This is a genomic window from Streptomyces sp. R-74717 (assembly GCF_047305335.1).
GTDB lineage: Bacteria > Actinomycetota > Actinomycetes > Streptomycetales > Streptomycetaceae > Streptomyces > Streptomyces atratus.
The window spans coordinates 9284974-9311555 of the sequence record NZ_CP102361.1 but is presented as its reverse complement, the minus strand read 5'-3'; the positions used below and the strand labels follow the sequence as shown (position 1 = coordinate 9311555).

The 26582-nt window shown below is 68.4% G+C and carries 17 protein-coding genes and 1 pseudogene; 4 read left to right on the top strand and 14 right to left on the bottom strand.

Annotated features, from left to right (window positions below; genetic code table 11):
• Positions 1 to 175: 175 nt before the first annotated feature.
• Positions 176 to 2695, bottom strand: a complete 2520-nt coding sequence (locus NRF20_RS42070; RefSeq protein ID WP_398629283.1) for a DUF4118 domain-containing protein — start codon at positions 2693 to 2695, stop codon at positions 176 to 178.
• A 274-nt stretch (positions 2696 to 2969) separates the two neighbouring features.
• Positions 2970 to 3107, bottom strand: a complete 138-nt coding sequence (locus NRF20_RS42065) for a hypothetical protein (protein WP_398629284.1) — start codon at positions 3105 to 3107, stop codon at positions 2970 to 2972.
• Between the two features lie 175 nt (positions 3108 to 3282).
• Between NRF20_RS42065 and NRF20_RS42060 the strand changes: the two genes are divergently transcribed.
• Positions 3283 to 5232, top strand: coding sequence for an amino acid transporter (locus tag NRF20_RS42060; protein WP_398629285.1), 1950 nt, complete (start codon positions 3283 to 3285; stop codon positions 5230 to 5232).
• A gap of 411 nt (positions 5233 to 5643) precedes the next feature.
• On the opposite strand, the gene NRF20_RS42055 is transcribed toward NRF20_RS42060, so the two are convergent.
• Complete coding sequence (locus NRF20_RS42055; RefSeq protein ID WP_398629286.1) at positions 5644 to 5961, bottom strand: hypothetical protein; 318 nt, start codon at positions 5959 to 5961, stop codon at positions 5644 to 5646.
• A gap of 163 nt (positions 5962 to 6124) precedes the next feature.
• Here NRF20_RS42055 and NRF20_RS42050 point away from each other — a divergent pair, with 163 nt between their 5' ends.
• Positions 6125 to 7354: a TetR/AcrR family transcriptional regulator gene (locus tag NRF20_RS42050; protein WP_398629287.1), complete on the top strand. Its 1230-nt coding sequence runs from the start codon at positions 6125 to 6127 to the stop codon at positions 7352 to 7354.
• A gap of 602 nt (positions 7355 to 7956) precedes the next feature.
• On the opposite strand, the gene NRF20_RS42045 is transcribed toward NRF20_RS42050, so the two are convergent.
• The 9 genes and pseudogenes from NRF20_RS42045 to NRF20_RS42005 form a co-directional block, all read right to left on the bottom strand.
• Positions 7957 to 8673, bottom strand: coding sequence for a GntR family transcriptional regulator (locus NRF20_RS42045; protein ID WP_398629288.1), 717 nt, complete (start codon positions 8671 to 8673; stop codon positions 7957 to 7959).
• 146 nt (positions 8674 to 8819) lie between these two features.
• Positions 8820 to 9355, bottom strand: a pseudogene (locus NRF20_RS42040) (aldo/keto reductase); the annotation flags it as partial.
• Entirely contained in the window at positions 9337 to 9567 is a 231-nt protein-coding gene (locus tag NRF20_RS42035; protein ID WP_398629289.1) for a hypothetical protein, read from the bottom strand. The pseudogene NRF20_RS42040 and the gene NRF20_RS42035, both read right to left, overlap by 19 nt.
• Before the next feature lie 51 nt (positions 9568 to 9618).
• Positions 9619 to 9942, bottom strand: coding sequence for an L-rhamnose mutarotase (locus NRF20_RS42030; protein WP_398629290.1), 324 nt, complete (start codon positions 9940 to 9942; stop codon positions 9619 to 9621).
• Positions 9939 to 11483 carry a sugar ABC transporter ATP-binding protein gene (locus tag NRF20_RS42025; RefSeq protein WP_398629291.1) on the bottom strand — a complete coding sequence of 515 codons (1545 nt, stop codon included), beginning with the start codon at positions 11481 to 11483 and terminating at the stop codon, positions 9939 to 9941. Before NRF20_RS42025 ends, NRF20_RS42030 begins: the two co-directional genes overlap by 4 nt.
• Entirely contained in the window at positions 11480 to 12577 is a 1098-nt protein-coding gene (locus tag NRF20_RS42020) for an ABC transporter permease (protein ID WP_398629292.1), read from the bottom strand. Before NRF20_RS42020 ends, NRF20_RS42025 begins: the two co-directional genes overlap by 4 nt.
• A complete protein-coding gene (locus NRF20_RS42015) occupies positions 12574 to 13644 on the bottom strand; it encodes an ABC transporter permease (protein ID WP_398629498.1) in 1071 nt (356 codons plus the stop codon). Before NRF20_RS42015 ends, NRF20_RS42020 begins: the two co-directional genes overlap by 4 nt.
• 8 nt (positions 13645 to 13652) lie before the next feature.
• On the bottom strand, positions 13653 to 14741 hold the full coding sequence (locus tag NRF20_RS42010; protein ID WP_398629293.1) for a mandelate racemase/muconate lactonizing enzyme family protein: 1089 nt from the start codon (positions 14739 to 14741) through the stop codon (positions 13653 to 13655).
• A gap of 38 nt (positions 14742 to 14779) precedes the next feature.
• Positions 14780 to 15874: a sugar ABC transporter substrate-binding protein gene (locus NRF20_RS42005; protein ID WP_398629294.1), complete on the bottom strand. Its 1095-nt coding sequence runs from the start codon at positions 15872 to 15874 to the stop codon at positions 14780 to 14782.
• Positions 15875 to 16253: 379 nt separating this feature from the next.
• On the opposite strand from NRF20_RS42005, the gene NRF20_RS42000 reads away from it, so the two are divergent.
• Both NRF20_RS42000 and NRF20_RS41995 read left to right on the top strand, forming a co-directional pair.
• Positions 16254 to 19106: a glycosyl hydrolase family 95 catalytic domain-containing protein gene (locus tag NRF20_RS42000; RefSeq protein WP_398629295.1), complete on the top strand. Its 2853-nt coding sequence runs from the start codon at positions 16254 to 16256 to the stop codon at positions 19104 to 19106.
• A gap of 926 nt (positions 19107 to 20032) precedes the next feature.
• Positions 20033 to 21439, top strand: a complete 1407-nt coding sequence (locus NRF20_RS41995) for an alpha-L-fucosidase (RefSeq protein WP_398629296.1) — start codon at positions 20033 to 20035, stop codon at positions 21437 to 21439.
• 220 nt (positions 21440 to 21659) lie between these two features.
• Here the strand turns inward: NRF20_RS41995 and NRF20_RS41990 are convergent, their stop codons facing one another.
• Both NRF20_RS41990 and NRF20_RS41985 read right to left on the bottom strand, forming a co-directional pair.
• Positions 21660 to 22946 (bottom strand): hypothetical protein, encoded by a 1287-nt coding sequence (locus NRF20_RS41990; protein ID WP_413754265.1) that lies wholly within the window; start codon positions 22944 to 22946, stop codon positions 21660 to 21662.
• A gap of 15 nt (positions 22947 to 22961) precedes the next feature.
• Complete coding sequence (locus NRF20_RS41985; RefSeq protein WP_398629298.1) at positions 22962 to 26327, bottom strand: PQQ-binding-like beta-propeller repeat protein; 3366 nt, start codon at positions 26325 to 26327, stop codon at positions 22962 to 22964.
• Between the last annotated feature and the right edge of the window lie 255 nt (positions 26328 to 26582).

The following is a 26582-nucleotide window of genomic DNA, read 5'->3' as shown; positions in this document are numbered from 1 at the left end:
GCATGCGCGAGGCACCCCGCAGAGTCATCAGGGGCAGGCTTGTTCAGCCCTCCCGGTTGGAATAGGGGGGTTGATCTGGAATACGAGGTTGAATCGTTTCTGACGCTATATCAGTTGACTTCGAGAATGCCCTGCCGCCCTGTGCGCCGATGGGATGACGGTGGAGTGCGGGGATTCACTCGACGCGGCCCGATGTCGCGCTGCCGCCGGGCGCGGAACTGGGAAGAGTGAGCATCGCCGAGAAGGCGGGGCCCTCAGTGGTCGTCTCCAGGGTCCCGTCCATGGCCTCGGCCAAGTCGCGCGACAGCCGCAGAGCCAGGCTGTCGGCCCTGGTACCCGGAGCCCCGGAGGCCGCAGCGCCCAGTTCCGGACCTCGGACGGGCACGCCGTCCTCCACCCGAATCCTCACGCGGCCGGCCCGGACCTCGGCGGTGAAGACGGGGGGCCGGTCCGGCGGACTGTGACGCAATGCGTCGGCCCCCAGGGCGGTCAGGGCGCGGGTGAGGAGAGCAGCGTCCGCGATCACATCGGGCAGCTGTTCCGGCAGATGTAGAACGATCGAATGGCCGCCGGGCCCGAGGTCGTCCAAGGCAGCGCCCAGCACCTCGTTGAGGTCGACCGGGCGGAGGTAGAGATCGAGTGCCCCGGCGTGCAGACGACTCACATCGTCGAGATCGGTGACCAACTGCGCCGCACGGTGCACCGCCGCGCGGGCAGCGTCCAACAACTGCGCCTCCTCCCGGGCAGGCGCGCCGGCGCGTCGACGCCGCAAGCGCACGAGCGCCGCTTCAGCGGTGTGCAGCGGAGCACGCAGATCGCGGCCTGCCGCGAGAAGCAGGGATGCCCGGGTGCGTTCGGCGTCGGCGAAGGTGTCCGTGCCGCCGGAACGCCCGGCGATCCGCCCTCGGGCATGGGCCAGCCCCAATTCGGCGGCGCATGCGGCGAGGACGCGCTGGTCCTCCGTGCTCAGTCCCGAGCCGCGAGCAGCCAGCGTGAGATTTTCGTCGACGGGGCTTTCCACATCCGCCTCGTAGGGCTTCTCCGGCGGCCGCTCCCCGGCGCTGGCGACCACGTACCAGCGGGGCACGGGGGATGCCTCCGGATCCCTTTCGAGCAGGCTGATCGCACTGAGGCCGAAGTTCTCCCGGATCTGCTCCACCAGTGCCGTCAGATCCTGGCCACGCATCATGGCTGCGGCCAGGCGGCTCAACGCCCTCGCCTCCGATGTCGCGCGTACGGCCTGGTACGTACGCTGTGCAGCCGTTCCCGCTGCCGTGCCGACGAGAGCGGCTGTGGCGATGAAGACCACGAGCGCGGTGATCTCGTCCGGTCGCTCAATGGCCAGCGAGTGCACCGGTGCGGTGAAGTAGTAATCGGCGAGCAGTGCTGCGGCAACCGCGGCGAACAGCGCCGGGTGGAGCCCGCCGACCAGGGCGACCACGACGACGGCGAGCAGATAGATCACCAGGTCGCTGGAGAGGTCGAGATGGCCACGCAACGCGGTCAGCAGGAGCGTCAGTACGGGCAGCAGCATCACGGCGCCGGCCAGCGCGGCCCAGTACCGTCTTGGGCCCGTGCCACGGATCGGATGCGGAATCCTCACCACAGCAGACCCTGCTGCCTCCCTATGGGTGACGATGTGCGCGTCAATGGGGCCGGACCCCTTGATCGTCCGCTCTCCCACACCCGCTCTCAGGAGGGAGGCGAGACGACCGTGCCGACTCGCGCCCAGCACGATCTGGGTGACGTTCTCCGCCTCGGCGAACTGGAGCAAGGCGTCGACAATGTCCTCGCCGGAGGTCTGGTGGTAGGTGCCGCCGAGCGATTCCACAAGGGTGCGCTGGGTGTCCAGTGCCGCCGGGTCGTCACGGGTGAGCCCGTCCTCCGGGACCACGTGGAGGGCCAGCAATTCGGTGCCGGGGGTACGAGCGCTGATCCGCGCGGCACGGCGGATGAGGGTCGCGCCCTCCGGCCCGCCGCTCAGGGACACCAGGATGCGCTCCCGGGTCTCCCAGGGAGCGACGATGCCGTGTTCCGCGCGGTAGCGCTGCAGCCCCTCCTCCACCCGGTCGGCGAGCCACAGCAGGGCGATTTCGCGCAGGGCGGTGAGGTTGCCGACCCGGAAGTAGTGGGTGAGGGCGGACTCGATGCGGTCCGGCGGATAGATGTCGCCATGGACCATGCGGCGGCGGAGCACCTCCGGTGGCAGGTCGACCAGTTCGATCTGGTCGGCCCGGCGGGCCACCTCGTCGGGCAGGGTCTCCCGCTGAGCGACCCCCGTGATCTGCCGTACCACGTCGTTGAGGGATTCCAGGTGCTGGACGTTGAGCGTGGTGACGACGTCGATGCCGGCGGCCAGGAGCTCCTCCACGTCCTGCCATCGCTTGGCGTTGCGCGTCCCCGGAACGTTGGAGTGGGCCAGCTCGTCGACCAGCGTGACCTGGGGACTGCGGGCCAGCACCGCGTCGAGATCCATCTCGGTGAAGAGCGCACCGCGGTGGCTCAACGTACGCCGGGCAATCGTCTCCAGACCGTCGGCCATGGCCGCTGTCGGCCGACGCCCATGCGGCTCGACGAAGCCGACGACCACATCCGCGCCCCGTGAACGCAGCCGCTGCCCCTCGGCAAGCATCGTGTACGTCTTCCCGACCCCGGGGGCGGCCCCGAGGTAGATCCGCAACCGTCCACGTGCCACCGGCGGACTCCTGCCCAGGTCACCCCCATGTCGTGCTCACGCCCTTCCATGGTGCGCCCCTCACAGCCGTTCCACTCGACGACACCGGCCCGGAGCCCTCAAGGGCACCCGCGGGGTGTATCGCGTCCTCGGCGGACTGCGATGACTCGTGCAGGCCGCACAGGCGAGATCCAGTCCTCGGATCTCAGATCCTGCCGCCAGGATGCTTGCCGCGAGCGACGCCGGTGGTGATTCTCGGACATCAACGGTGCCCGGTGAGCCATTCGTTGCTCAGCTACTGGAGCCGCCATTCATCGGGAGCAGCGAGCCGGCCCAGCGGGGCGATGTCGCTGAGGCCCTTGTGCGGGTCGTCGTCAGCGAGTCGGGTGAAAATGCCCGCGCCGCCCGTGGGCCCTGAGGCCAGCGAATTCACGGTGACCTCGGTGCAGCGTTCTCATGCGCCGGAGGACGGTCGTGGTGGGCGAGCGGACACGTTTCTCCTCGGTGCGGGGCAGCCCTCGGCTGTGGATCACTCCTTGCGTACGCTGATGCGGCCGTCTCCTTGATGGCCGGAACCGTTCGCTTCGCCATACGCCAGGAGCACACCGATGGCCACCCCCGCCCACGTTCCTACGAGTCGCCTGCGCGCGTGGATGCTGGAGGGCTTGTCCGACATGGCCGGGCACCAGCAGGGGCCGCATGCCAAGCCTGTGCCCGCACACAAGGGGCAGCGGTGGTGGCGGGTGATGTGCCTGACCGGCGTCGACTACTTCTCCACGCTGGGCTATCAGCCGGGCATCGCCGCCCTTGCGGCCGGGCTGCTGTCCCCCGTGGCCACCATCGTGCTCGTGATCGTCACTCTGGCGGGCGCGCTGCCGGTCTACCGGCGGGTAGCCGAGGAGAGCCCGCGGGGCGAGGGATCGATCGCGATGCTGGAGCGGCTGCTGTCGTTCTGGAAGGGCAAGCTGTTCGTCCTGACGCTGCTCGGCTTCGCTGCCACGGACTTCCTGATCACCATCACGCTGTCGGCGGCGGACGCCTCCACCCACCTGGTGGAGAACCCACACCTGACCGATGCGCTGCACGACAAGCAGATGCTGATCACGTTGCTGCTGGTCGCACTGCTCGGGGCGGTGTTCCTCAAGGGCTTCCTGGAGGCCATCGGCGTCGCCGTCGTCCTGGTCGGGATCTACCTGACCCTCAACGTCGTCGTCGTGGTGGTGGGGCTGTGGCACGTCGCCACCGCCGCTCACGTGGTCACCGACTGGACCGACGCCCTGACCACCGAGCACGGCAACGTGCTCGCCATGGTCGGCGTCGCGCTGCTGGTCTTCCCGAAGCTGGCCCTCGGCCTGTCCGGCTTCGAGACCGGCGTGGCGGTCATGCCGCACGTCCAGGGCGACCCCGACGACACCGAGGAGAAGCCCACCGGCCGTATCCGGGGTACGAAGAAGCTGCTGACCACCGCCGCGGTGATCATGAGCGTGTTCCTGGTCGCCACCAGTTTCATCACCACCGTGCTCATCCCGGAGAAGGAGTTCGAGTCGGGCGGCCGGGCCAACGGCCGCGCACTCGCGTATCTGGCGCACGAGTACCTCGGAAACGTCTTCGGCACGGTCTACGACGTCTCCACCATCGCCATCCTGTGGTTCGCCGGCGCCTCCGCCATGGCCGGCCTGCTCAACCTGATGCCCCGCTACCTGCCCCGGTACGGCATGGCCCCGCACTGGGCGCGCGCCGTGCGCCCGATGGTGATCGTGTTCACCCTGGTGGCATTCCTGGTCACATGGATCTTCGACGCCGACGTCGACGCCCAGGGTGGCGCCTACGCCACCGGCGTCCTCGTGCTGATCAGCTCCGCCGCCATCGCCGTCACCATCGCCGCGCGCAAGGCCGGCCAGCGCCACTGGACCATCGCCTTTGCCGTCATCTCGGCGATCTTCCTCTACACCACCGTGGTGAACGTCATCGAGCGCCCGGACGGCGTGAAGATCGGTGCCTGCTTCATCGCCGGGATCATCCTCGTCTCACTGCTTTCACGGCTCGCTCGCGCCTTCGAGCTGCGGGTCACCAACGTGACCATGGACGACGTGGCGGAGCGTTTCGTGCGGGACGTCGCCAGTCGCAGGATCCGGTTCATCGCCAATGAGCCCGACAACCGTGACATCGCCGAGTACCGCGACAAGATCGAGCAGATCCGTCATGACAACGACGTCCCGGCCCAGGAGGACTTCGTCTTCGTCGAGGTCACAGTGCTCGACCCCTCGGAGTTCGAAGCGGGCCTGAACGTACACGGCGAAGTCCTGCACGGCCGCTACCGCGTCCTGACCCTGGAGAGTTCCTCCGTCCCCAACGCCCTGGCTGCCCTGCTCCTGCACGTCCGCGACACCACCGGCTGCACGCCGCACATCTACTTCGAATGGACCGAGGGCAACCCCTTCACCAACTTCCTGCGCTTCTTCCTCTTCGGCCAGGGCGAGGTAGCCCCCGTCACCCGCGAGGTCCTCCGCGAGGCCGAACCCGACCGGGCCCGCCGCCCCCGTGTCCACGTCGGATGAGCCCGGCGAGCGCTGCGCGGCAAGGCGGACCGGGCCTTCGACGCACCGGAGCCACCACCCGGAGCGCGGTCACCGCTCAGTGTCCAGCACCTGCCGCATCCGCGATGTCTCCGGTGTTCGCAGTCGATCAGGTTCTCGCACGTGTCGATCCGCACCGAGGTGAACGCCTCGATCTGCGCGGGCATTCACACCCACATGGGCCCTGTGCCAGTCGTGCTGGATCGCCCCTTGGTAGTGCACGGGCCTCCCGTGCGGGACCAGCAGAGCCGCCGTGACCTGACCGCCCAGCATTCCGGCCATGCTGCCGAAACCGACGACGGCCGACACCACTGCGCGTGTGGCCACGGGCACACGGTCGGGAAGCACCGCGGCGAGGATCCCGCCGGCGCCGGTCACCGACACCTTCGCGACTCACCAGGCCACGCTGATCGTAAGCACGGCGTCGGCCATCGCCGTGGCCAACAGCGCGAGTGCGCCGATGAACGCTCCAGCCAGCAGGTAGGGGGCCCGCTTACCGAGCCGGCTGCGCGTGCGGTCCGAGAAAGCCCCCAAGCGGGCTGGGCGAGGGTCGATGTCTTCCAGGTGGCGAGCCAGCAGAACGGTCGGGACCGAGCCCCAGACGAGGAACCCCCCGAACTGCGCGAGGCCGAGCGAACTGGCAAGCCTGCGGTCCACCCGCGGCTTCGGCGCGGACGCGGTGGCTTCGATGGCGGGTGATGGGTGCGACATGGGCGTCCCTCTCCGTCAGCGGCGGGAGTGCCATCCGTGATGGGACGTGGTTTCTACCACGAAGTTGACCGACTGGTAACAATTGTTGGCCAGGCGGTTACAAAGTCAGGACTGCTAGCCTCAAGATCTGGAAATCGGGGGATCCACGGGAAGGGCGGCACCGGTGCCACACATCAGCGGCACACCGAACCGCAGGGGTATCCAACGCCGTGAGCAGATCCTGGACGCGGCTCAGGACGAGTTCGGCGATGTCGGCTTCGGTGCCACCACGCTGAGGTCTCTGGCCAAGCGTCTCGGTATGACGCATGCGGGGATCTTGCGGCATTACTCCTCGAAGGAGGACGTTCTTCTCGCGCTCCTTCGGCGGACGGACGCCCGTGCCCCCCTTCCGACGCCGGCCGCGGGGGCTGCCCCGCGCGTGGTGCTGGAGGAGCTGGCCGCCGACGCACTGCACGGCGACCGGAGCCTGGGCCGGCTGTATCTGAAGCTGCTCGGGGAGGCACGCTCAGCCGATCATGCCGCCCGCTCCTACGTCCGGGAGCGGCTGCGGGCCAGGGAGGAACTGTTCACGGCAGCCGGGCTCGGGCGGGCGTCCGAGCCCGGCGCGGCCTTGGACGGCCTTCAGGTACTCCACGCCTATCTTCCCGAGCGGGTCTCGCCCGCTGACGTGGTGCGGATCCATGGCGATCTACTGGACCGCATGGCACCGACGACTCCCGATCCGGCCGCTTGGATCCCCCGGGCCGGCATCGCGCCTACGGCACCGTCGCAAGGGGCAGCGGCGCGGACGCAGGGCCTGGACCGGGTGGACGAGATCCTGGACGCAGCGGCTCTGGCGTTCGCCCGGCACGGCTACCACGGCACGAGCCTTCGCTCCGTCGCCGCGAGCCTGGACCTGGCCCACGGCACGCTGTTGTACTACTTCGACTCCAAGGAAGCCCTTCTGGGTGCGGTCCTCAACCGTTTCGGCCGCGAGGCGGACAAGGCATACATCACGCCCGTCACGGCGTACGACAAGGTGGCAAACGTCTACCGGCGGGCCGCATACAACGAGACCGTTCCCGAGCCGGTTTCCCTCTACTCCGCGCTCCTGTGCGAGGCGACCAGCCCCGGCCACCCCGCACACACCTACTTCGCCGACCGGTACACGCGCGTGCTGGACACCCTCACCGCCGAACTCCGCTCGCTCCAGAGGCAGGGCTTCGTCCGCGGGGACGCGGACCTGGCGACGGAGGCCGCGTGGTTCACCGCCCTGTGGGACGGACTCCAGCTCCACACGCCGTACACGGGCGAGGGGCATATCCCGCAGACGCTCCTGCACGCGCTGAACGATCTCATCGCCGACAGCGTCTCGCCCGGCGACCGCTCAGCCTTGCTCACCGTCGGCACCTGACCAAGGTGCCGACGACAGAGGCTGTCGCCGAGGCGGCAAACGGCGCCCGGACCTGAGGCTTCTGCGCGGCGATGCCGTCAGTCCGGCCGGCCGGTTTCGAGCCGGGCCAGCGGGCTCCAGGACAAAGACGTCTTGATGCCGGACAGCGGCCCAGCTGTGGATCCCCGGTCAGGTAGGGAATCCCCGGCTGTGGGCGCTGCCTCGCTATGGTTGCGGCGCAGACGGGGAGCCTGCGTTGGGGGAAGCCTGTTCTACCCCTCAATGCCGGCGAAAGGCCGACGGATCCCACGTGAATCCCGAGGCGCCCTCGCCTGCGCTCCCGCCAGTCAGTCAGAATTGAGGACCGACGGCCCATCCTGGTGCGTGCCGTACTGTCAGGCGACGCGGAGGATGCTCTTGCCGTGGGTCGCACCCGCGGCGAGCCGCACCCGCCACGCGACAGTCCCGCCCAGCGCCTGGCCCCCCGGCCGCCGCACGTGGGGAAGCCCCAACGCATCCGCGCGCTCACTGCCGCCATCCGGCACAACGATCGGCTTCCACAGCTGTGCCGGGATCAGGGGAGGGAGGGCGCTGTTTCGGCACAGTGGCCGCCTGTGCGTGGGTCAGGATGTCGTCTCGTGGCTGAGCTGGCGCTCGAGGCTGTGTGTCAGGTGCTCCGCCATGGCTTCCGCGGCGCGATCGGCCTTTCTGCGCAGAATGGCGCGTACGACTCGTTCGTGTTCCGCCAGCGTCGGGTCCTCGGTCATATTGACGTTGGTGAGCCGAAAGACGTGCAGATGCGAGTGGAGCCGCTCCACCGCGTCCGCGAGCAACGGCCGATGCGATGCCTGGGCGATTGCGTCGTGGAACCGCTGGTCCAGAGCGGCGAAGTCACGGTAGTCCGCGTACCGGCCGGTCGGCCCCGGATGCGCCCGCATCTCCTCCACGATCCGTTCGATGGCGTCGAGCTGTTCCTCGGTCGCGTTGGTCGCGGCCAGCGCTGTGGCCCTCGGTTCCAGCAGCAGACGCATCTCGAAGAGTTCTTCAAGCCCCTGGCGGGTCAGCAACTCGGTCGCGCGGTATCCCGAAAGAGATCGCTTCACCACCAGACCGTCGGCCTCGAGCCGGGCCAGGGCTTCGCGCACCGGCGTCGGCGACACGCCGAGGGTACGCGAGAGGGCTTCGATGCCGACCCGGGCACCTGGTGCGATCTCGTGGTCCATGACCCTGGCCTTGACGTCCTCGTAGACGCTGTCCGAGAGCACCTGCCGGGCAGGAGGCGAGCCCTGTTTCCCGCTCGGCTCCCCGGCGTTGCCTGCGGAACGGTCGGGCGGCGGCATCCACTCTCCTGCTGCTCGAGGCTTGTCGGGACACTCGCAGTTTAGCGAGGTGACGACGGAGCCCGGGATTGGTCCGTTGATCCAGCCCTGGTCGCGTACGGCCGGGTCCCGCACATGGTGGTGAGCGTCAACGACGATCGGTACGGTCATATGGCGCTCCCTGTACGCGGTTCGCCGCAGCTCCGGTCGGGCGACGGGCTCAGCGGGAGCGGTACGTTCGCGGGGAGCAGCCCGTCGGCGCGAAGGTCCTCCCACAGAGAGGCCGGCAGGGAGCGCTGGAACTGCCCCACCGCATCCTCCACCTCCTGTGCGCTGCGCAGGCCGAGCAGCACGGACGCGACGGCTCGGTGGGGTGGCCCAGGGGAAAGCGTGCCGCGACCGCCCGAAGGGGTACCCCGTGCCTCTCGCAGACCCGCTGCAGGGACAGCGCACGCTCCAGCATGTCCGGCGCGGCCGCCCGGTAGCCGTAGGTCGCTCCCCGTCCGGGCGCTGCGAGCAGTCCTGAATTGAAGACGCCTCCTGCCACCACCGAGACGCCCCGCTCTGCGGCGAGCGGCAGCAGTTCCTGGAGACCACTCTGCTCCAGGAGTGTGTAGCAACCGGCGAGCAGCACGACGTCGATGTCGGTCTCCCGTACGAAGCGGGCCGGCACGGAGGGCTGGTTCATGCCCAGCCCGATGGCCTTCCCGCTGAGAGGCCCGGCACGCTCGCCTTGGAAGAGTGGCCGTCCCGGATCACCACGGGGTCGCCGAAGCGCTCATGGAAGTGGAGGTACGCAGCGGAGAAGTCGGGACCGGGGCTCATCGCGTCCGGGCAGTCCAGCCTCCGGGAGGTCGGGAGGCGGATGCCGCAGGTGTCCGCAGCGACGACCCGCGCGGTGGTGTCCGAAGGCAAGGCGATTCCTGTTCGGTAGGGCGTACGGGAAGAGACGCAGAGTCCGGTCGATCACTCCATGAAGAACACCTGCTCCATCGATGCCCACCGCTCTCCGGGCGCCGCCTCCTCGACGGGCTCCTGGCACGGGTCGGTGAGCCGCCACCAGGCTTGCGTCGCCCTGTCCGCGGCCATGAGGGCGAGGTCGGCGGCCAGATCGTTGCCGTGGTACTCGAAGTAGCTGAACAGCCTGTCACCGAGAAAGTGGATCGAGTAGTTCGCGATGTGACAGGCCCGTAGCCGGTCCAGCACCGGCTGCGGAACATCGCGGTGCAGCTCGCGGTATGCGTCGAGCTTCTCCGGGCGGACCCGGATCACCTGTGCCACACGCTTCATCCGGCATCCTCCGTCACGGTCACGGCGGAGATCGCGCGGTCGTGGATGATGCGGATGATCCGGCCGCTCATCCCTTCGTAGTCGCGGTCGTTGGCGACCTCCCCGCGGATGCGGTGATCGGCCATCACGATGACACGGTCCGCCAGTGTGATCATCTCCGCCAGGTCGCTGCTGATCAGCAGGATGGGCAGGCCATCGCGAGCCAGCTCCCACAAGAGCTCGTGAAAGGAGTGCTTGGTACGGACATCGACGCCCACGGTCGGCTCGTCGACGATGAGCAGGCGGGTGTCGGCTGCGAGCCACTTCGCCAGACTCACCTTCTGCTGGTTGCCTCCGGACAGTTCGCCGGCGTTCTGCCCGAGCCCGGAAATGCGGATGCCCAGGCGCTCGACCAGAGCCTGCGCCACATCCCGCTCCTCGCGGGCGGAGACGAATCCGAGGGCCTTGGCAAGTCTCGTCCACACCGTCACAGTGATGTTCCGCTGGATGGGCTGCTCCAGGAAGACGCCCTCCTCCTTGCGGTTCTCGGTCAGGTAGCCGATGCCGAACCGGTGGAGCGCCTGGCGCGGCGACCTGATCCGGGCCGGCTTGCCGTGCACCCGGATCTCACCGCTGGTACACCGGTCCAGGCCCAGCACCGCCCTCACGAGTTCGCTGCGTCCGGCGCCGACCAGACCGTACAGACCGACGATCTCACCGGGACGCACATCCAACGAGATGTCCTCGTGTCCGTCGGCGGTGGAGAGCCGGTCGAGCGAGAGCACCGGGGCGGCGGTGGTATCGACGGCACGGGGCTCCATGTCCGTCGCGGCATGGGCCCGGCCCACCATCAGGCTGACCACGTCGTCGTACGTGTGATCCGGGAGCGGCGAGGACTCGAGGACGGACCTGCCGTCGCGAAGCACGGTGACGGTGTCGCAGATGGCGAAGACCTCTTCGAGTTTGTGGCTCACGAAGACGACGCAGGTGCCCCTGGCCGTCAGCCGCCGAATCACGTCGAACAGCCGCTCCGCCTCCTGCGGGGAGAGTGAAGCGGTCGGCTCGTCGAGGAGCAGCACCTTGCTCTCGGTGTGGAGCGCCTTCGCGATCTCCACCAACTGCTGTTGTGCCACCGATAGTTCACGGACAGGCCGGTGTGGATCGATGTCCACGCCCAGTTCCGCCAGGCAGCCCAGTGCGGGGGCCGTCATCGCGTCATGGTCGACGATCCCGCGGCGCGAGGGAGGGCTCTGCAGCGTGATGTTCTCCGCGACCGAGAAGCCGGGGATGAGATTGCGCTCCTGGTGGACGACACCGATGCCGGTACGGGTCGCCTCCAGCGGAGAGCGCAGCTGGACCTCCTTGCCGAGCCAGGTCAGACGGCCGCCGTCGGGGGTGTGCACACCGGTCAGCACCTTGATCAGGGTGGACTTGCCTGCGCCGTTCTCACCCAGCAGGGCGTGTACCGAGCCCGCCGTCAGGCGTAGTCCGACGCTGTCCAGAGCCCGTACTCCGGGAAAGACTTTGACGATGTCCTGGCATTCGAGAAGGACGTCGCTCATCGCGCACCTCCCGCGGTCGGCAGGGCGCCGCCCGTCTCGCGGCCGGTGTCCACGGGAGACGGTGGGATGTCAACGGGCGCCGGTGGGATACGCCCTTGTGCCTTGCCCCTCTTCTCAAGATGCGTCTGGTGCATTCGCCCACCGACCACGGTGCCCAGTACAACCAGGCCGATGAGGAAGTTCACCCAGCTCGGGTCGAGCGAGAACTGGGCCCGCGCAGCGTCGATCAGCCGCATCACAAAGGCCGCAAGCACCGTGCCGAACACCGCGACGGAGCCGCCGTTGAGAGCGACACCGCCGATGATGGGCGCGGCGAAACTCGGCAGCAGCCAGTCGCCGCCGACGCTGCGGTTGACACCCGGCAGTGAGGCTGTCGCAGTCAGCGCGGCCACGCCGACCAGCAGGCCCGACACGGTGTGGGCGAGCACGATCTGCCGGTCGGTGGAGATGCCGGACAGTCTGGCCGCCAGCGGGTTGCCGCCGGCAGCAAGCAGGCGACGTCCCGCGGTGGTGCGGTACATGAACGCTGCGAGCAGGGCAGCCGAGGCCAGCGCGACGAGAAACACCAGCGGAGTGTTCAACGGAGCTGCTCTGCCGAGGTCCTTGAGGGTCTCGGAATAACCGTCGACCGTGCGGGTGCCGGCCAGTCGGTACTGGGCCCCCAGCAGGATCGTCATCGTGCCGAGCGTGACGATGAAGCCGTTGATCCGCGTCGCCACGATGAACAGGCCGGTCGCCAGGCCGATGACCGTCGCCGTCAGCACGCCCACCGTCGCGGCGATCGGCGCCGGCACACCGCTGTCGGCCATCAGCACGCCCATCAGACAAGCGCTGAAGCCGCCCAGGGCACCGACCGCGAGGTTGAGCTGTCCCACACACAACGCGACCATCTGGGCGAGGCCGATCAGGATCGGCGTGGCCAGGTACTGCAGGAAGGTACGCACGGAAGGGCCGTCGAAGAAGGAACCCGAGGAGGCCACGCCCAGGGCGATGTACCCGGCCAGCACGACGCAGAGCAGAGTCATCGTCGTCGAGCGGGAGAACTGACGCAGGGCCGCGCCGGTCCGGGCTCCCCCATCGTTGATCTTGATCATGTGGAGCGCACCACCTTGCGATAGGACACGACAGTGCGCACGCGGTCGGCCGACAGGGCCAGCAGCAGAACGCAGCCGAGGTAGATGTTCAGGCTCTCGAGGCCGACACCCAGCAGGTCGAGGCCCTTGCGGATCACGCCGACCAGGGAGGTTCCCAGCAGAGCGCCGATCACCGAGACGACGCCGCCGGTGAGCAGGGTCCCACCGAGCACCGCGCCGAGGAACGACGGCAGCATGAAGTCGTCACCGATGGACGCGCGGAATGTTCCGGTGCCGACGGCGGCCATGAAGCCGGCGAGCGCGGCGAGCATTCCCGATATGGCGTGCGCGAGGATGACGCGACGGCTCGTGGGAATGCCGGACAGTTCAGCCGCCGCCGGGTTGGCACCGGTAAGCAGCAGTTCCCGGCCGAGACGGGTGCAGCCGTACAGGAAGCCGAGGCCGGCCAGCGCCAGCACGGTGAACTGAATCATCTGCGGCACGGCGGGAGAGCCGCACACCGGGCCGACGCAGATGTCGGCCAGCGAGTAGGAGCGCAGTTCGGCCAGCCCCGGCGGCCTGGTGGTGAACGCCGCGTTCTCCGTCAGAGCCGAGTACAGCAGCGAGACCAGACCCAGCAGCGCGAAGTCCATGGCCAGGGTCACCACGAAAGAGCTCACACCGGTGCGGGCGATGATCCAGCCGGTCAGGGCGCCGATGGCGGCTCCGGCGAAGAGGCACAGCAGCAGGCCGAGTGGCAGCGAGAGGCCCAGCCGGTCGTAGCCGAGCCCCGCGAACAGGGCTCCGAAAGCGGCCATGCGGCCGACGGCGAGGTTCATGTGCCCGACGGAAAGGACCACCATTTGGGCCAGGGCGACCACGGTCAGGGTCGCGATGTCCCGCAGCAGTGGGAAGAGGACGAGCCGCTCGTCCAGGAAGGCGGGACGCAGCACGCCGAACAGAGCGCACAGGATGACGATGAGCACGAGCAGACCAAGCCGTTGGTTCACCCGGAACGGCGGCTTGTGCGCCGAGCGCGGCGCGGTTGGCGGCGCAGTGGTGTCCACGTCGTCGTCGGGCGGAGCCATGGGTGGCTTCACGACACCCTCCTGTTGTCGATGGAGTCCATGTCCCAGTCGATGCCGATGCCCGGCTCGTCGGGTGCGACGGCCATGCCGTCGCGGACCGTCAGTTCGGTCCGCGTCACGGCGCGCAGCTGCGGGATGTACTCGACGAACTTTCCGTTGGGTACCGCGGCAACAAGACTCACGTGCAGTTCCATCAGGAAGTGCGGGCACACCATGACGTTGTGGCTTTCCGACATGTGAGCGACCTTCAGCCACGGCGTGATCCCGCCGATTCGAGCGGCGTCCACCTGCACGATGGACGCGGCCCCGGTCTCGAGGTAGTTGCGGAACTGCATGATCGAGTACATGGATTCACCGACGGCTATCGGAATCCTCGTTGCGCGCGCCAGGCGGGCGTGGCCGCTGATGTCGTCGGCCGGCATGGGCTCCTCGAGCCAGTACGGGTCATAGGGCTCCAGAGCGGACGCCAGTTGGAGGGCCGAGGAGACGGTCTGTGACTGGTTGGCATCGGTCATGATGTGCAACGACGGGCCCACGGCCTCGCGCACGGCGCGCAGTCGCTCGGCGTCCTCGGAGACGTGCGGCTTGCCCACCTTGATCTTGACGCCCGCCCATCCGGCCTGCTGTGCCTGAAGCGCCGACTCGACCAGGTCGTCGGTGCTCAGGTGGAGCCAACCGCCCTCGGTGTCGTACACCGGCACCTCGCGGCGATGGCCGCCCGCCAGCCGCCACAGCGGTTCGCCCGCGCGCTTGCAGCGCAGGTCCCACAGGGCCGTGTCCACGGCGGCGAGCGCCAGGGAGGTAATGGCTCCGGTGGTGGTCGCCCTGGTCGTGGCGAACAGCCGTTGCCACAGCGCCTCGACGTTGCGGGCGTCCTCACCTGCGAGGAGGGGCAGCAAATGCTCCCGCAGCAGGTTCAGGACGGATGTTCCCCCGGTGCCGATCGTGTAGGCGTAGCCGGTTCCCTGGAGACCATCCGCCGTTGTGATCTCTACCAGGATCGTCTCCTGCTTGACGAAGGCCTGCACAGCGTCGGTGCGGTCCTTCTCGACGGCGATATCGGCCAGCAGGGCCGTGGCGGTCGTGATGATGCTCATCGTGCGAGGTCCGATTTCTGTAGTGCGTGCGGCAGATGTCAGTTGCAGTCGAGGAGCTCTTCGGCGAACTCCTTCTTGAGCTGCTCGGTCTTCGCCTTCCGGTCCTTGTCGTAGTCGCCGGCATTGGCCTTGGTGACGACGAAGGAGCCGGAGTCCACGATCTGCCCGGGGTTGCGCATGGTGCACTGTCCGGTCTGCAGCAGTGCCAGCGCCCACGCTCCGACATCGGCCTGGCCCACCGGGTTCTGCACCACGGTCGCGGCGACCGAGCCCTGCCCGATCGAGTTGAGGATCTTGGCATCGTCGTCTATGGCGACGACCTTTGCCGCCGAACCCGTGCTCTTGACCGCGTCGGCGGCGGCCACCGCCGGGTTGTAGGCGGTGGCGACGATGCCCTGGATCTGGTTGCCCTTGGCCGCGAGCAGGTCCGAGACCGCCTTCTGCGCGGTCTGGAGGTCCTTGTCGATGTCAGTGATGGTCTGGAGCAGTTTGATCTTGCCGCCCGACTCGGCCACCGCCTTGGCGACGCCCTTGATCCGCAACTGTGTGTTCGCGTCGACGTTGTTGCCGGTGAGGTGCACCAGCGTTCCCTTGCCGCCCATGGCGTCGACGGCAGCGCGGGCCGCCTTGTACGCGGCGAGCTCGACGTCCGTCGACAGGCAGAAGTCGGCCTCGTTCTTGCCACCGGCCGGACATGAGCCCAGCGAGGCCACCGTGAGACCCTGCGACTTGAGGTCCGCGAAGGTGGTGTTGATGTCGGTCGGCGAGACCCCGAACACGCCGAAAGCGTTGTAACCGCGCGCGGCGAGCGTGGACAGCAGGTTGTTCTGCTTCTGCTGGTCCCACTCGGCGGTCTCGTCGAAGGTCACACCTCCGAGGCGGTACGTCTTCCGGGCGATGGCCCCTGCCGTCTTCCAGGGTTGGAAGTAGGGGTGGGCGCCACCGGGCACGAGTGCCACCCTGGTACCGGATCCGTCGGCGAGCTCGGCTGTACCGGCACCGGCCTTGACAGAGGCTCGGGTCCCGTCGCCAGTGGGCTCGTCCGAGGTCTTCACGGTGCACGCAACGGAGCTCGCCGTCAGAACAACGACGGCGAGAACGCCCGGCAGAACAGTTCTGGTCCGGAGACGCATCTTCTCCACCCCCTGATAATCAAATAGGAAATTTATGAGGGTGATGGTTGACCAGCGATGGTGCCCAGTCAAGACCCGTGGCGCGATTCATCTCCCGGATGAGCCTTGGCGCCGATGGAGGGGAGGTGGGGCCAGGAACCCTCAAGTCGCAAAACCCCAGGTTGAATGCTGATTCTCTGGAGTGGACGCGACGGGCGGCCGCGGCTCGGTGCTGTCTGTAGAGGGCCTACAGGTCAGACACATCGCTTGGCCGGGCAGGGGCAAGATCATATAGGAAATCCTGTCGAAGTCATTGACAGGACGTGCCCATGCCACTGCACTTCTGCCAGACGCCGCCTCAAGGCCCCCGGTACCGCCGCCCAGAAGGAGCCGCACGCCCATGTCCCGTCGCACACCTTCCCAGCCCCCCGCCGAAGAAGCGGGCGGTATGTCGCGTCGCGGCGTACTGCGCACGGCGGCATCGCTGGGTACTCTCTTCGCGCTGTCCTCGCTGCCGGAGTTCACCACGAACGCTGCCGCGGTGACGCGGCCGGCAGAGCTGTCGCTGGTGCCGGAACGCGACGCAATGTTGCTCTGGTACACCAAGCCGGGCGCGGAGAACCGGAGCATCGAGGAAGGACTGCCGATCGGGAACGGTCGGCTGGGTGCTCTCGTCACCGGCGCCCCGTCCCGTGACGCGTTGATCCTGGCGGATGCGACGCTGTGGACCGGTCATGCCAACGCCGCGCTGCAGTCGGACGGGCAGTTCCCGTACGACACGGGGGACTTCGGTACGTTCGGGATGCTGGCCAAGGCCTTTCTCGAGATTCCGGCACACACGGTCGGCGCCGTCAGCGGTTACCGCCGCACGCTGGACATGAGCAACGGCCTGGTGACCGCGTCCTACCGGCTCGGTGGTGTGACGTACCGGCGTGAGGTGTTCGCCAGCCATCCGGACGACGTGATCGTTGTGCGGCTGTCGCAGAGCGGCGGCGGCTTCTACACCGGGTCCATGACACTGTCGGGGACCCGCGGCGAGACCGTGACGGTGGATGCGGTTGCCGCGGAGGCGTCGTTCTCGGCGGCGCTGCCGAACGACCTGAAGTACGCGACGGTCGTGAAAGCTGTCGGCAAGGACGGCACCGTCTCGGCGGCCGGTACGGAGGTGACGTTCAGCAACTGCACCGAGGTGCTGCTGATCATCTCGGGTGGCACCAACTACAAGGCCGACGCGTCCCAGTTGTACAAGGACACCTCGCTCGTGCCCCTGGACACGGCACGGGCCAAGGCGTCGGCGGCGGCTGTCGCCGGCACGGCGTTGCTGGCCACGCATGTATCCGATTTTCGGCGCCTCCAACAGCACATGACGGTGAACCTGGGCACGTCGTCAGCCGCGCAGCGAGCGATGGACACGCCTGCTCGGCTTGCTGCCCGCGCGGCGGCCGGTTCCGCACCGGACCCGGAGCTGGAGGCGACCTACCTGCAGTTCGGCCGCTATCTGACGATCTGCGGCTCCCGCAGCAGTCTCCCCACCAACCTTCAGGGCTTGTGGATCGACAGCAACACTCCGTCCTGGATGAGCGACTACCACAGCGACATCAACGTCCAGATGAACTACTGGCTGCCGGACCGGGCGGGCCTGTCCGGGTGCTTCGACGCGTTCACCGACTACTGCGTTGCTCAGCTGCCCGGCTGGCAGGCCGCTACCAAGAACCTCTTCCAGGACTCCCGCAACCGATTCCGCAACACCTCCGGCAAGGTGGCCGGCTGGACCCTGGCGATTTCCACGAACATCTGGGGCGGAAACGGCTGGTGGTGGCACCCGGCGGGCAACGCATGGGTGTGCAACTCCCTCTACGAGCACTACGAGTACACCCAGGACACGGCCCACCTGGCCAGGATCTACCCCCTGCTCAAGGGCGCCTGTGAGTTCTGGGAGTCGCGGTTGATCACCATGGCCGTGTCCGACCCCGCGACCGGCGGCACGCGACAGGTCCTCGTCGACGATCACGACTGGTCTCCCGAGCACGGACCCGAGAACGCCCGGGGCATCACCTACGCCCAGGAGCTGGTCTGGCAGCTGTTCCAGAACTACCGGTCCACCGCGGCTCTACTGGGCAAGGACTCCGCCTACGCCTCCACCGTCTCCGCGCTTCAGGACCGGCTGTACATGCCCGAGGTCAGCGCCACCAGTGGCCGGCTCGAGGAGTGGATGAGCGACGACAACCTCGGCGAGACCACCCACCGCCACCTGTCACCGCTCATCGGCCTCTTCCCCGGTGACCGCATCGCCGTCGAGCACTCGCCGACGGCCCTCGTCTCGGGCGCCACCAAGCTGCTGGAGGCACGCGGCATGGCCAGCTTCGGCTGGGGAAGTGCCTGGCGGGCCATGTGCTGGGCGAAGCTGAAGCATCCGGACAAGGCATACCAGCTCGTCCTCGACGTGCTGAAGCCGTCGGTGAACTTCAGCCACGGCAGCGCGATCAACATGTTCAACATGTACAGCTTCGGCAGCAGTTCTGTCTTCCAGATCGATGGCAACTACGGCACACCAGTGGCGATGATCCAGATGCTGGTGCAGTCCCGTCCCGGACGGGTGGAGCTGCTGCCGGCCCTGCCGCGGGCCTGGGCCGCCGCCGGGTCCGTCACGGGAATCGGGGTGCGCGGCGGCTTCATGCTCGACATGCAATGGAAGAACGGCCAGGTCACCCGCGCGACCCTGCGGGGAGCCGCGGGCAGGTCCACCGTGGTCGTCTTCGGTGACTGGAGCAGCCGTATCACGATCCCCTCCGCCGGATCCGTGGCGGTCGCGCCGCCTGCCCAGCACACCGTCTTCCAACTGGTCAACCGCAAGACGGGCAAGGCGGTCGACGTCTCGGGTGCCTCCACCACCAGCGGCACCGGCCTGATCCAGTACACCCGGAGCTCGGCCGTGAACCAGCAGTTCCGGTTCATCCCCGTCGGCGAGGGACTGTACGAGATCTACACCATCCACGGCAGCACACCCCTGGTCTGGTCCGTCTCGGGCGGCACCGCGGCGGCCGGCGCAAAGATCGTCCAATGGACGCCCGAACACGGCACCAGTCAGCAGTGGAAGATCACCGACGCCGGCGACGGCTGCGTCACCATCACCTGCTCCCGCAGCGGCCTGGTTCTCGGCGTCACCGGGGATTCCACGGCCGACGGCGCGACGGTCGAGCAGCAGGCGGCCAACGGGGGAAAGGGCCAGCAATGGCGCCGTATAGGCAGGTGACCCGCAAGGAACGAGCCGGTGACCACCGTTCCGACTTGTATCGGAGCACAGGGGCGGGTCTGTCAGGCGCGCGGTGGTGGCCGTGATCAGGCGCAGGGGCGTGTTCGAGGTGAACGAGGCGTACCAACACGAGCTGTAGCAGTCCTCTCCGCCCAAGCCGGCGATCCACGGCCGAGCCCGGAGGGATCGGGCCGAATCCAGGCCCGTCGTGCCCAGCCCCCGCACCTGTTGGCGGCAAGTTCCGGCTCGGCATCGTGACCCTTGTCCTTCTCGGAAACGCCCTTCTGCGGGAGGGGCTCGGCGATGGCCATTCTGCAGGCCGGTGGCCATCACCTTGGTACTCGCACCGGGCATTCACCCCGGCCTGCACGGCTGGAAGTAGTGGTGTGCGCCTCCCGGCACAAGGGCGACCTCGGCGCCCTCGACATCACCCGACTCGGCTTCCCCACCGCTGGGTTCGCTCGTGGAGGCGACGGTGGGGCGTCGGACCGTTCACCCGAGCTCTTCAGGGTGCAGGCCGACGAAGCCGTGGCGAGGACCGGCACGGCGAGGACGCAACGAAGCAGGCGTCCGGAAAGAGCTGCTTCATCGCTGAACCACGCTGCAAATTAGATAGGATTTCTCACGCAGATGCCGTGTTGACTCGATCCCTGCGTCAAGGGTCTGAGCGTCACCGATGGCGAATGAACCGGCTCCAGCACCCCAGATTGCGTATGCGAGAGGCGATCCAGGCCTCCGACTCACTGTCTACAGATTTACAAGAGTGCATAGTTGTCCAGTTTTGAGGGGCTTCAAGTGCATGGGGACAGAGCCGCCCAGGCCACCTTGCGGCGAGCTCGGGCCACGTCGGAGCGGGGGCTGTCGCACCCGTTGACTTCCTTGCGGCGACCTCAGAATCATATAGATATCCCTATCAGGAGGTAGGCGTGACACGTTCCTTCAAGACGTTACTGGTCAGCGTTCTGACTGCGGTGAGTTTGTTGACCGCAGGGGTCTTCAGTGCTGCTGCCACAACGCAGAACGATCCCCCGCCGGCCGGCAGCGAGCCGCGAAACCTCGCCTTCGGTGCCCCCGCGACGCAGAGCAGCACCGCGTACGGCGGGGCGGCCGAGCGGGCCACGGACGGCAACCACAACGGCGCTTACGGAGCGAACTCGATTTCGCACACGGCGCTGGAGACACAGCCCTGGTGGCAGACCGATCTCGGTAAGTCGCGGAAGCTCAACAAGGTGGTCGTGTGGAATCGCTCCGACTGCTGCACCGACCGGTTGTCGAACTTCTGGGTGTTGGTGTCCGACAAGCCCATCAAGGCTGGAGGGCTCGACGAGGCTCGCGCACAGGAGGGCGTGAGCTCATGGAAGGTGGGCACGATGAACGGCCCGTCGGCCGACGTCACACTCAACCGTCCGGCCCGCTACGTACGCGTACAGCTCGAGGGCACCGACTACCTTGCGCTTGCCGAGGTCCAGGCGTTCGGCAACCAGGTGATCACGCCGTCCAAGGGGGCACAGGAGTGGGTGCAGCGCAATAACTTCGGCATGTTCATGCACTTCAACATGTCGACGTATGACAACACACAGTGGGCGGACCCCAACGCTTCGCCGGCCAAGTTCAACCCCACCGACCTGGACCCCGATCAGTGGGCGAAGTCCATGAAGTCGGCCGGCATGAAGTTCGGTGTACTCACCGCCAAGCATCACGACGGATTCAGCCTGTGGGACACGGCCTACTCCGATCACGACATCGCGGGCAGCCCATACCGGGGCGGCAAGGGCGACATCGTCCGCGAGTACGTCGACGCCATGCACGCCAATGGTCTGAAAGTGGGTCTGTACTTCTCCATCTGGGACCGGCACAACGGCAACAGCAGCGAGCTGATCGAGAACCAGTTGCGTGAGCTGCTCACCGAGTACGGCCAGATCGACTATCTGTGGTTCGACGGCTGGGGCTGGCAGGTTCCGTACTCCGAGGTTCCCTACCAGCCTGTACGGAACGTGATCCATGAGGTTTCGCCGCACACCGTCGTGGCCAACAACGACCACCTGGGCACGCTGCAGACGACGGACGTCATCGTCTACGAGGTTCCCGTCCAAGGCATGCCTCCGGCCACCAATGCGCGTCCCACCGACAGCAGCGACACACTGGACACGAACCGCACCTGGTTCCACACCACATCCACAGGGCAACCGCGTTCGGCCCAGGAGATCGTCGACAACCTGCACAAGGCCAATGCCGGCAACTCCCTCTTCCTGCTGAACGTCGGTCCTGACCTCAGCGGTCGGATACCCCAGAACTACGTCGACCGGCTGAAGGAGATCGGCAGTCTGCAGTAGCCGATGCCAGCAAGGACTCCCTCTGCGGTCAATGCCCGGGAGAGTCGCCGGCCGTGGGCTTGGAGTGCGTGACTCCGGGCCCACAGCGCATCGTCAGGCGCACGGTTACCGCTCTCGCGCCATCCGGCCTGCCGGAGCAGGTCGCCCCCGCCCGGTTTCGGACCGGACGGGGGCGCCTTTGTCGTACGCGGACGTCACGGAACTCACAGAGCCACGGACATCACGGAGCGAAGAGGTGCCCTGCGGCGACCGCCGAGGCCACCGTTCCTCCGGCCACCACAGCCGAGGCCGCGAGCAGTGGAACCCTCGGCGTCCACGTCCGCAGCGTCCGGGAGCGGGAGACACGGTCCAGCAGTGCGTCCCGGCCACGCAGCACGATCAGGCCGACGCCGGTGAGTGTCAGCGCCATGCCGAGGCCGAAGGCGACGACCATCGCGAGAGCGATGCCGACCTTGCCGGTCAGCAGGCCGGTGAGCAGGACGAGGAAGGCGGACGGCGAAGGCAGCAGCCCGCCCGACGCGCCGAGTAGCACGAGGCCTCGCCAGGTGAGGAGGGACGGGGCATCCGGGATGTGATGGCTGTGCCCGTGATCGTGGCCGTGGTCATGCCTGTGGTCATGCCCGTGCTCGTGATCGTGATCAGGCCCGTGATGGGGTTGGTGGTGCCTCCGGTGGCGCAGATGCCTCCGCAGCAGGCTCACCCCCACCCCGGCCACCACCAGCGCCGCGATCAGCTGGAGCCACCCCGTCAGCGCCGCTATGTCCGGCGTGCTGTTCGCCGCCAGCCACCAGCCGACCGCCAGGGCGGCGACCGAGAACGTGTGCATCACGGCGACGATCCCGCCCAGCCACACCGCGTCGCGCGGCCTGCCCCTGCCGCCCACCAGATACCCGGCGGCCAGCGACTTCCCGTGCCCCGGCGCGCAGGCGTGGAGCGCGCCCACGGCCGCGGCCACGAGCAGAGCCAGCGGGAGGGCCGAGCCGTGGTCCAGCAGTGACGTCAGGTCGGTTGTCCAGGCCCCCCACCCCGAAGCGGCCGGTGAGGCCACGGCGGTCCCCGCGGCAACCGGTTTCAGGGTCAGCGTCCGCGTCGGCTCCTGTGCCGTGTGCAGCCCGCCGGAGCCCGTGCCTGTCACCGACAGTGTCCGGTACGCCGGGTCGACGTCCGTCAGCGCCGTAACCGTCAGTTCGATGCGGTCCACCTGCCGAGGGCAGACGAAGCGAAGCTTCACGCCGTCCGCCCGGTCCACACGGCACGGGCGGCCGTCCTGGCGTACGACGATGTGCGAGCGCAGATAGCCTGCCTCGTCGCCGCCGGACTCGTTCTTCAGGACGGCGATGTCGTCCCTCTGCGCGGACCAGGTCGCGTCGACGGCGGTGCCCGCCGCCTCGATCTTCACGACGGGAGGGGTTCCGAAGGGGTGCGCCTGCGCCGTCCCCGCGCTGCCCAGGAGCAGCGCGAGGACGGCGGCCAGCAGGAGCAGCACCCCGTTGCGAGGTGATCGCACGGTGGTGCCTCCCCTCTACTTCCGGCGTGCGGCGAGAGCGTGGACTGTGCCGTCGTCCGTGAGGGCGAAGACCCAGTCACCGCTCACGGAGAGGGCCGAGGCCACTCCCGCGCCGAGGTCGTACGAGGCGGCCTGCTTCCCGCTTGCCCGGTCCAGGACGAGCAGGCGACCGTCCCACGTCCCGACGTACACATGGGACTTCGTCACCAGCGGGTGCATCGTCGGCGAACCGGCACCCGCCGAACAGCCCATGGCGACCCGCCACTTGTCGTCCAGCGGGCTCTCCCCCGCCAGATAGCCGGACTTGGTCTCCCACACCGGCTTCGACGGATCGGTCGCGCTCGTGTCATAGGCGCGTACGACACCGTCCCGGCCCGCGACATAGGCGATGTCGCCCCACACGGCCGGACTGGTGAGCGGAGCGCGCCCCGGCTCGCAGGTGCTGCCGCCGCCCAGCTTGGACTCCCAGGTCACCGCGCCCGTCTTCGGGTCGTGCCCGCGGACGCCGTACGCCGTGAACGTCACCAGCTTCGCCTCGCCCGTGGCCGGGTCGGTCAGGACGGGCGAGGAGTGGCTGTCGATGTCGCCCGCGGTGTCCTTCACCCACAGCTGGGTGCAGGTCGCGAGGTCCATGGCGATGACGGTGTTGCTCGACATGGAGTGCAGGTAGGCGGTGTTGGAGCCGGGTTCACGGATCACCGTGCTGTGTGCCTGTCCCCAGGAGAACGCGGCGCCGAAGCCGCCGGGCAGCATCCCTCCGGTCGCGGCGTCCCGGCAGCGGACCGTGTAGGCGTCCTGGTAGACGGCGACCGAGCGGTGGTCCGTGCCCGCCAGCGCGAAGACGCTGACCGGTCCGCCGGCGCGGCCGTAGCGGCGCACGGTGTCCCCGTGGGTCTCCTCGCGGTCGATCGACTGCCAGACGATGCGGCCGCTCGCCGCGTCGAGCGCGTAGATCCGGCCGACGCCGGTGGTCAGATAGACCTTGCCGCCGTGGAGCGTCGGCGCCGACTCGGCGTCGCCGTCCAGGTACGTACGCCACAGCTCACGCCCGGAGGCGATGTCGTACGCGAGCATCATGCTGTACGGGGAGTCGAAGGCGCGGGACGAGACGATGAGCTTGCCGTCCGCAACCACCGAGCCGTTGAGGTTGAACTGCTCGCCGGTGTGGCGCGCCCACTTGAGGTCGAGCTGCGCGCCCGGCTCGTCGCCGCTCGCGGACCGCCCGGCCTCGTCGCCGCCCTGCCGCAGCCAGTCCTGCCCGGTCCTGGGCTTCGCGAGCTCGGAGTCGCGCACGATCTCGAAGGTGTTCTTCACAACGGGGAACTGCTTGCCCCGGGTGTCGTACGCGACCGACTCGGCGGTGTACGTGCCGGGCCGCAGCCCGTGCAGTGTGCCGCTCGCGCGCGTCCAGGCGCCGCGTGCGTCGGGGCAGGGCTCCGGCGTGCCGCCGGGCGGGGTGTAGCAGTTCTCGATGCCGGGGCGGGACGCCCCCTTGTCGAAGCGCACGTCCTGACGCTTCACCAGGTGCCCTCGGCTGTTGCGGACGGTCAGCACCGCCTTGGCGGGCGTGCGGCCGTCGTCCTCCGCGTACACCTCGACGGGCACTGCGGCCTTGGCGCCGTGCACGCTGCCCTGCGCGGGGCTGACCAGCGCGGCGTCGTCATCGATGGTGAACTGCCGGTGGATGCCGGTCACATGGCCGGTGTCCTCGTTGCGCGGCGTGCGCGGATCGTCCGTGATCGCGCTGAAGTCGAGGACCTTGTAGTCGGGACGGGCACCGTCGATCCCGTACGTGCCCTGGTTGTTGATTTCGACGGACCGTTTGAAGGCGCCGCGCCGGAACTCGGCCTGCTGGTTGTGACCGGCGGCGACCATCCGTACGTCGTACTTGGCGAGCTCGTCGATCGTCGGCTGCATACCGGCGCCCGGGCCCCACTGGGTGAACAGGGAGCGGTGGGCGAAGACGAACACCTGCTTGCCGACCGCATGCAGGGCGAGGTCCTGGCGCAGCCACTCCAGCTGCGACTTCAGCCCGCTCGCGTCGTAGTTGTCCTCGAGGACGACGATGTGGCGGCCGTTACGGTCGAAGCTGTACCACTCGGGGGCGAGGTTGCGGCGGTAGTACTCCATGCTGCCGGCGTATCCCTGGGAGGTCGCCGTGCCGCCGAAGTCATGGTTGCCCATCACCGGATAGAAGGGGTGACCGAGCCGCCCCTCCTCGAGGCCCGTGCTGAACATGTCGTACCCGCCCTGGCGGCGCGGCTCGGCCGCGTAGTCCGTCACGGTCAGGTCACCGGTCGCGATCTGCATCGTCGCGCCGTCGACCTCGGACATCGCCTGGACCTGGCCGGTCCACTGGGGCAGGGCGCCCCGGGCCTGGGCGTCGGAGGTGTTGCTGACCTCGGGGTCGGAGTTCATGACCCACTTCTCGGTGGGGTTCGAGGCGTTGCGGTCGGGTACGAGCGCGAAGTCGACGTCCCTGCCGCCGGTCTCGGGGACCTTGTGGAAGAACTGCGGGATGTAGTCCTTGCGCAGCGCCGGCGTGTATCCGTCGGGCGAGACGATGCTGACGAGGTCGGTCTCGCGCCGCTTCGGGTCGATCTGCAGGCTGTACGAACCGTCCGCGCCGGTCGTGGTCCACACGGCACCGTCGGTGACGTCGATGCCGGGCATGGGCTGCTCGCCCTTGTCCCGCTCGCCGTTGCCGTTGCGGTCCTTGAAGACGGTGCCCTCGACGGTGACGGTGTCGACCGGATCCGCGCTGTCGTCGGCGAAGGCCGCCTGGGGCGCGAGGAAGGACAGTGCGACGGCTCCGGCGGTCGCCAGCTGCCAGCGCCGCCGGGTGCGGCGCAGTCCGCGGACGAGGGGCGGCAGTCGCCAGGCGGCGAGCAACAGAACGACACCGGCGGCCGTGACGAGCGCGACGGTGAGCCAGGGGAACGACGGCAGGGCGTGCGCGCCGCGGACGTCGACGAGCGGGGTGGCAGCAGAGGCGTCGACCGCCGTGCCGTCGAATTCGACGACGACCTGGGTCAGTCCGCCCTTGTCGATGAGCGGGCTCAGGTCGAGCGCGTCGACGTGACAGCTCCACGCCAGCTCGATGACGACACCGCCGGGCACGCCGCCGTTGTCGCCGGGTACGCCCGAGCCGGTGGCCGGGCAGGGGGCCGAGAGCAGCCCGGCCGCCCAGGCGCCGGCCTGCTCGGGAGCCACGACGGCGTTGTGCACGATGAGGCGGCCGCTGGTGACGTTGTCACCGGGCGCGACCACGAGTTCCGCATGCTCGCGCGTGACATGCGCGGACGCGGCCTGGGCGCCGATGCCCAGCACGAGAAACAGCAGCGCGAGGGCGAGCCCGGCTGCTCTGCATATGTGTTTCATAAAGCGGACGTTAATGATCCGCTGTTCGGTTACCGGTCGGTCCTGGGCGACTTCACAAAGCCGCCCGGAAGTGTTCAGCGTCCCGTTCATGGCTGTTGGGTCACGCGGGGCTCTTGAGGCATGCCATCGGCGCGCGCCGTCCGCGGACCGCGCGCACGGGCGCCGGCCAACCGGAATTCGCTGGATCAGTACGGCCCGCACTGGGCCGGTTCCTTCACGGTGACGGGCAACGGCTGCCGACGCAGCGTCCTCGAC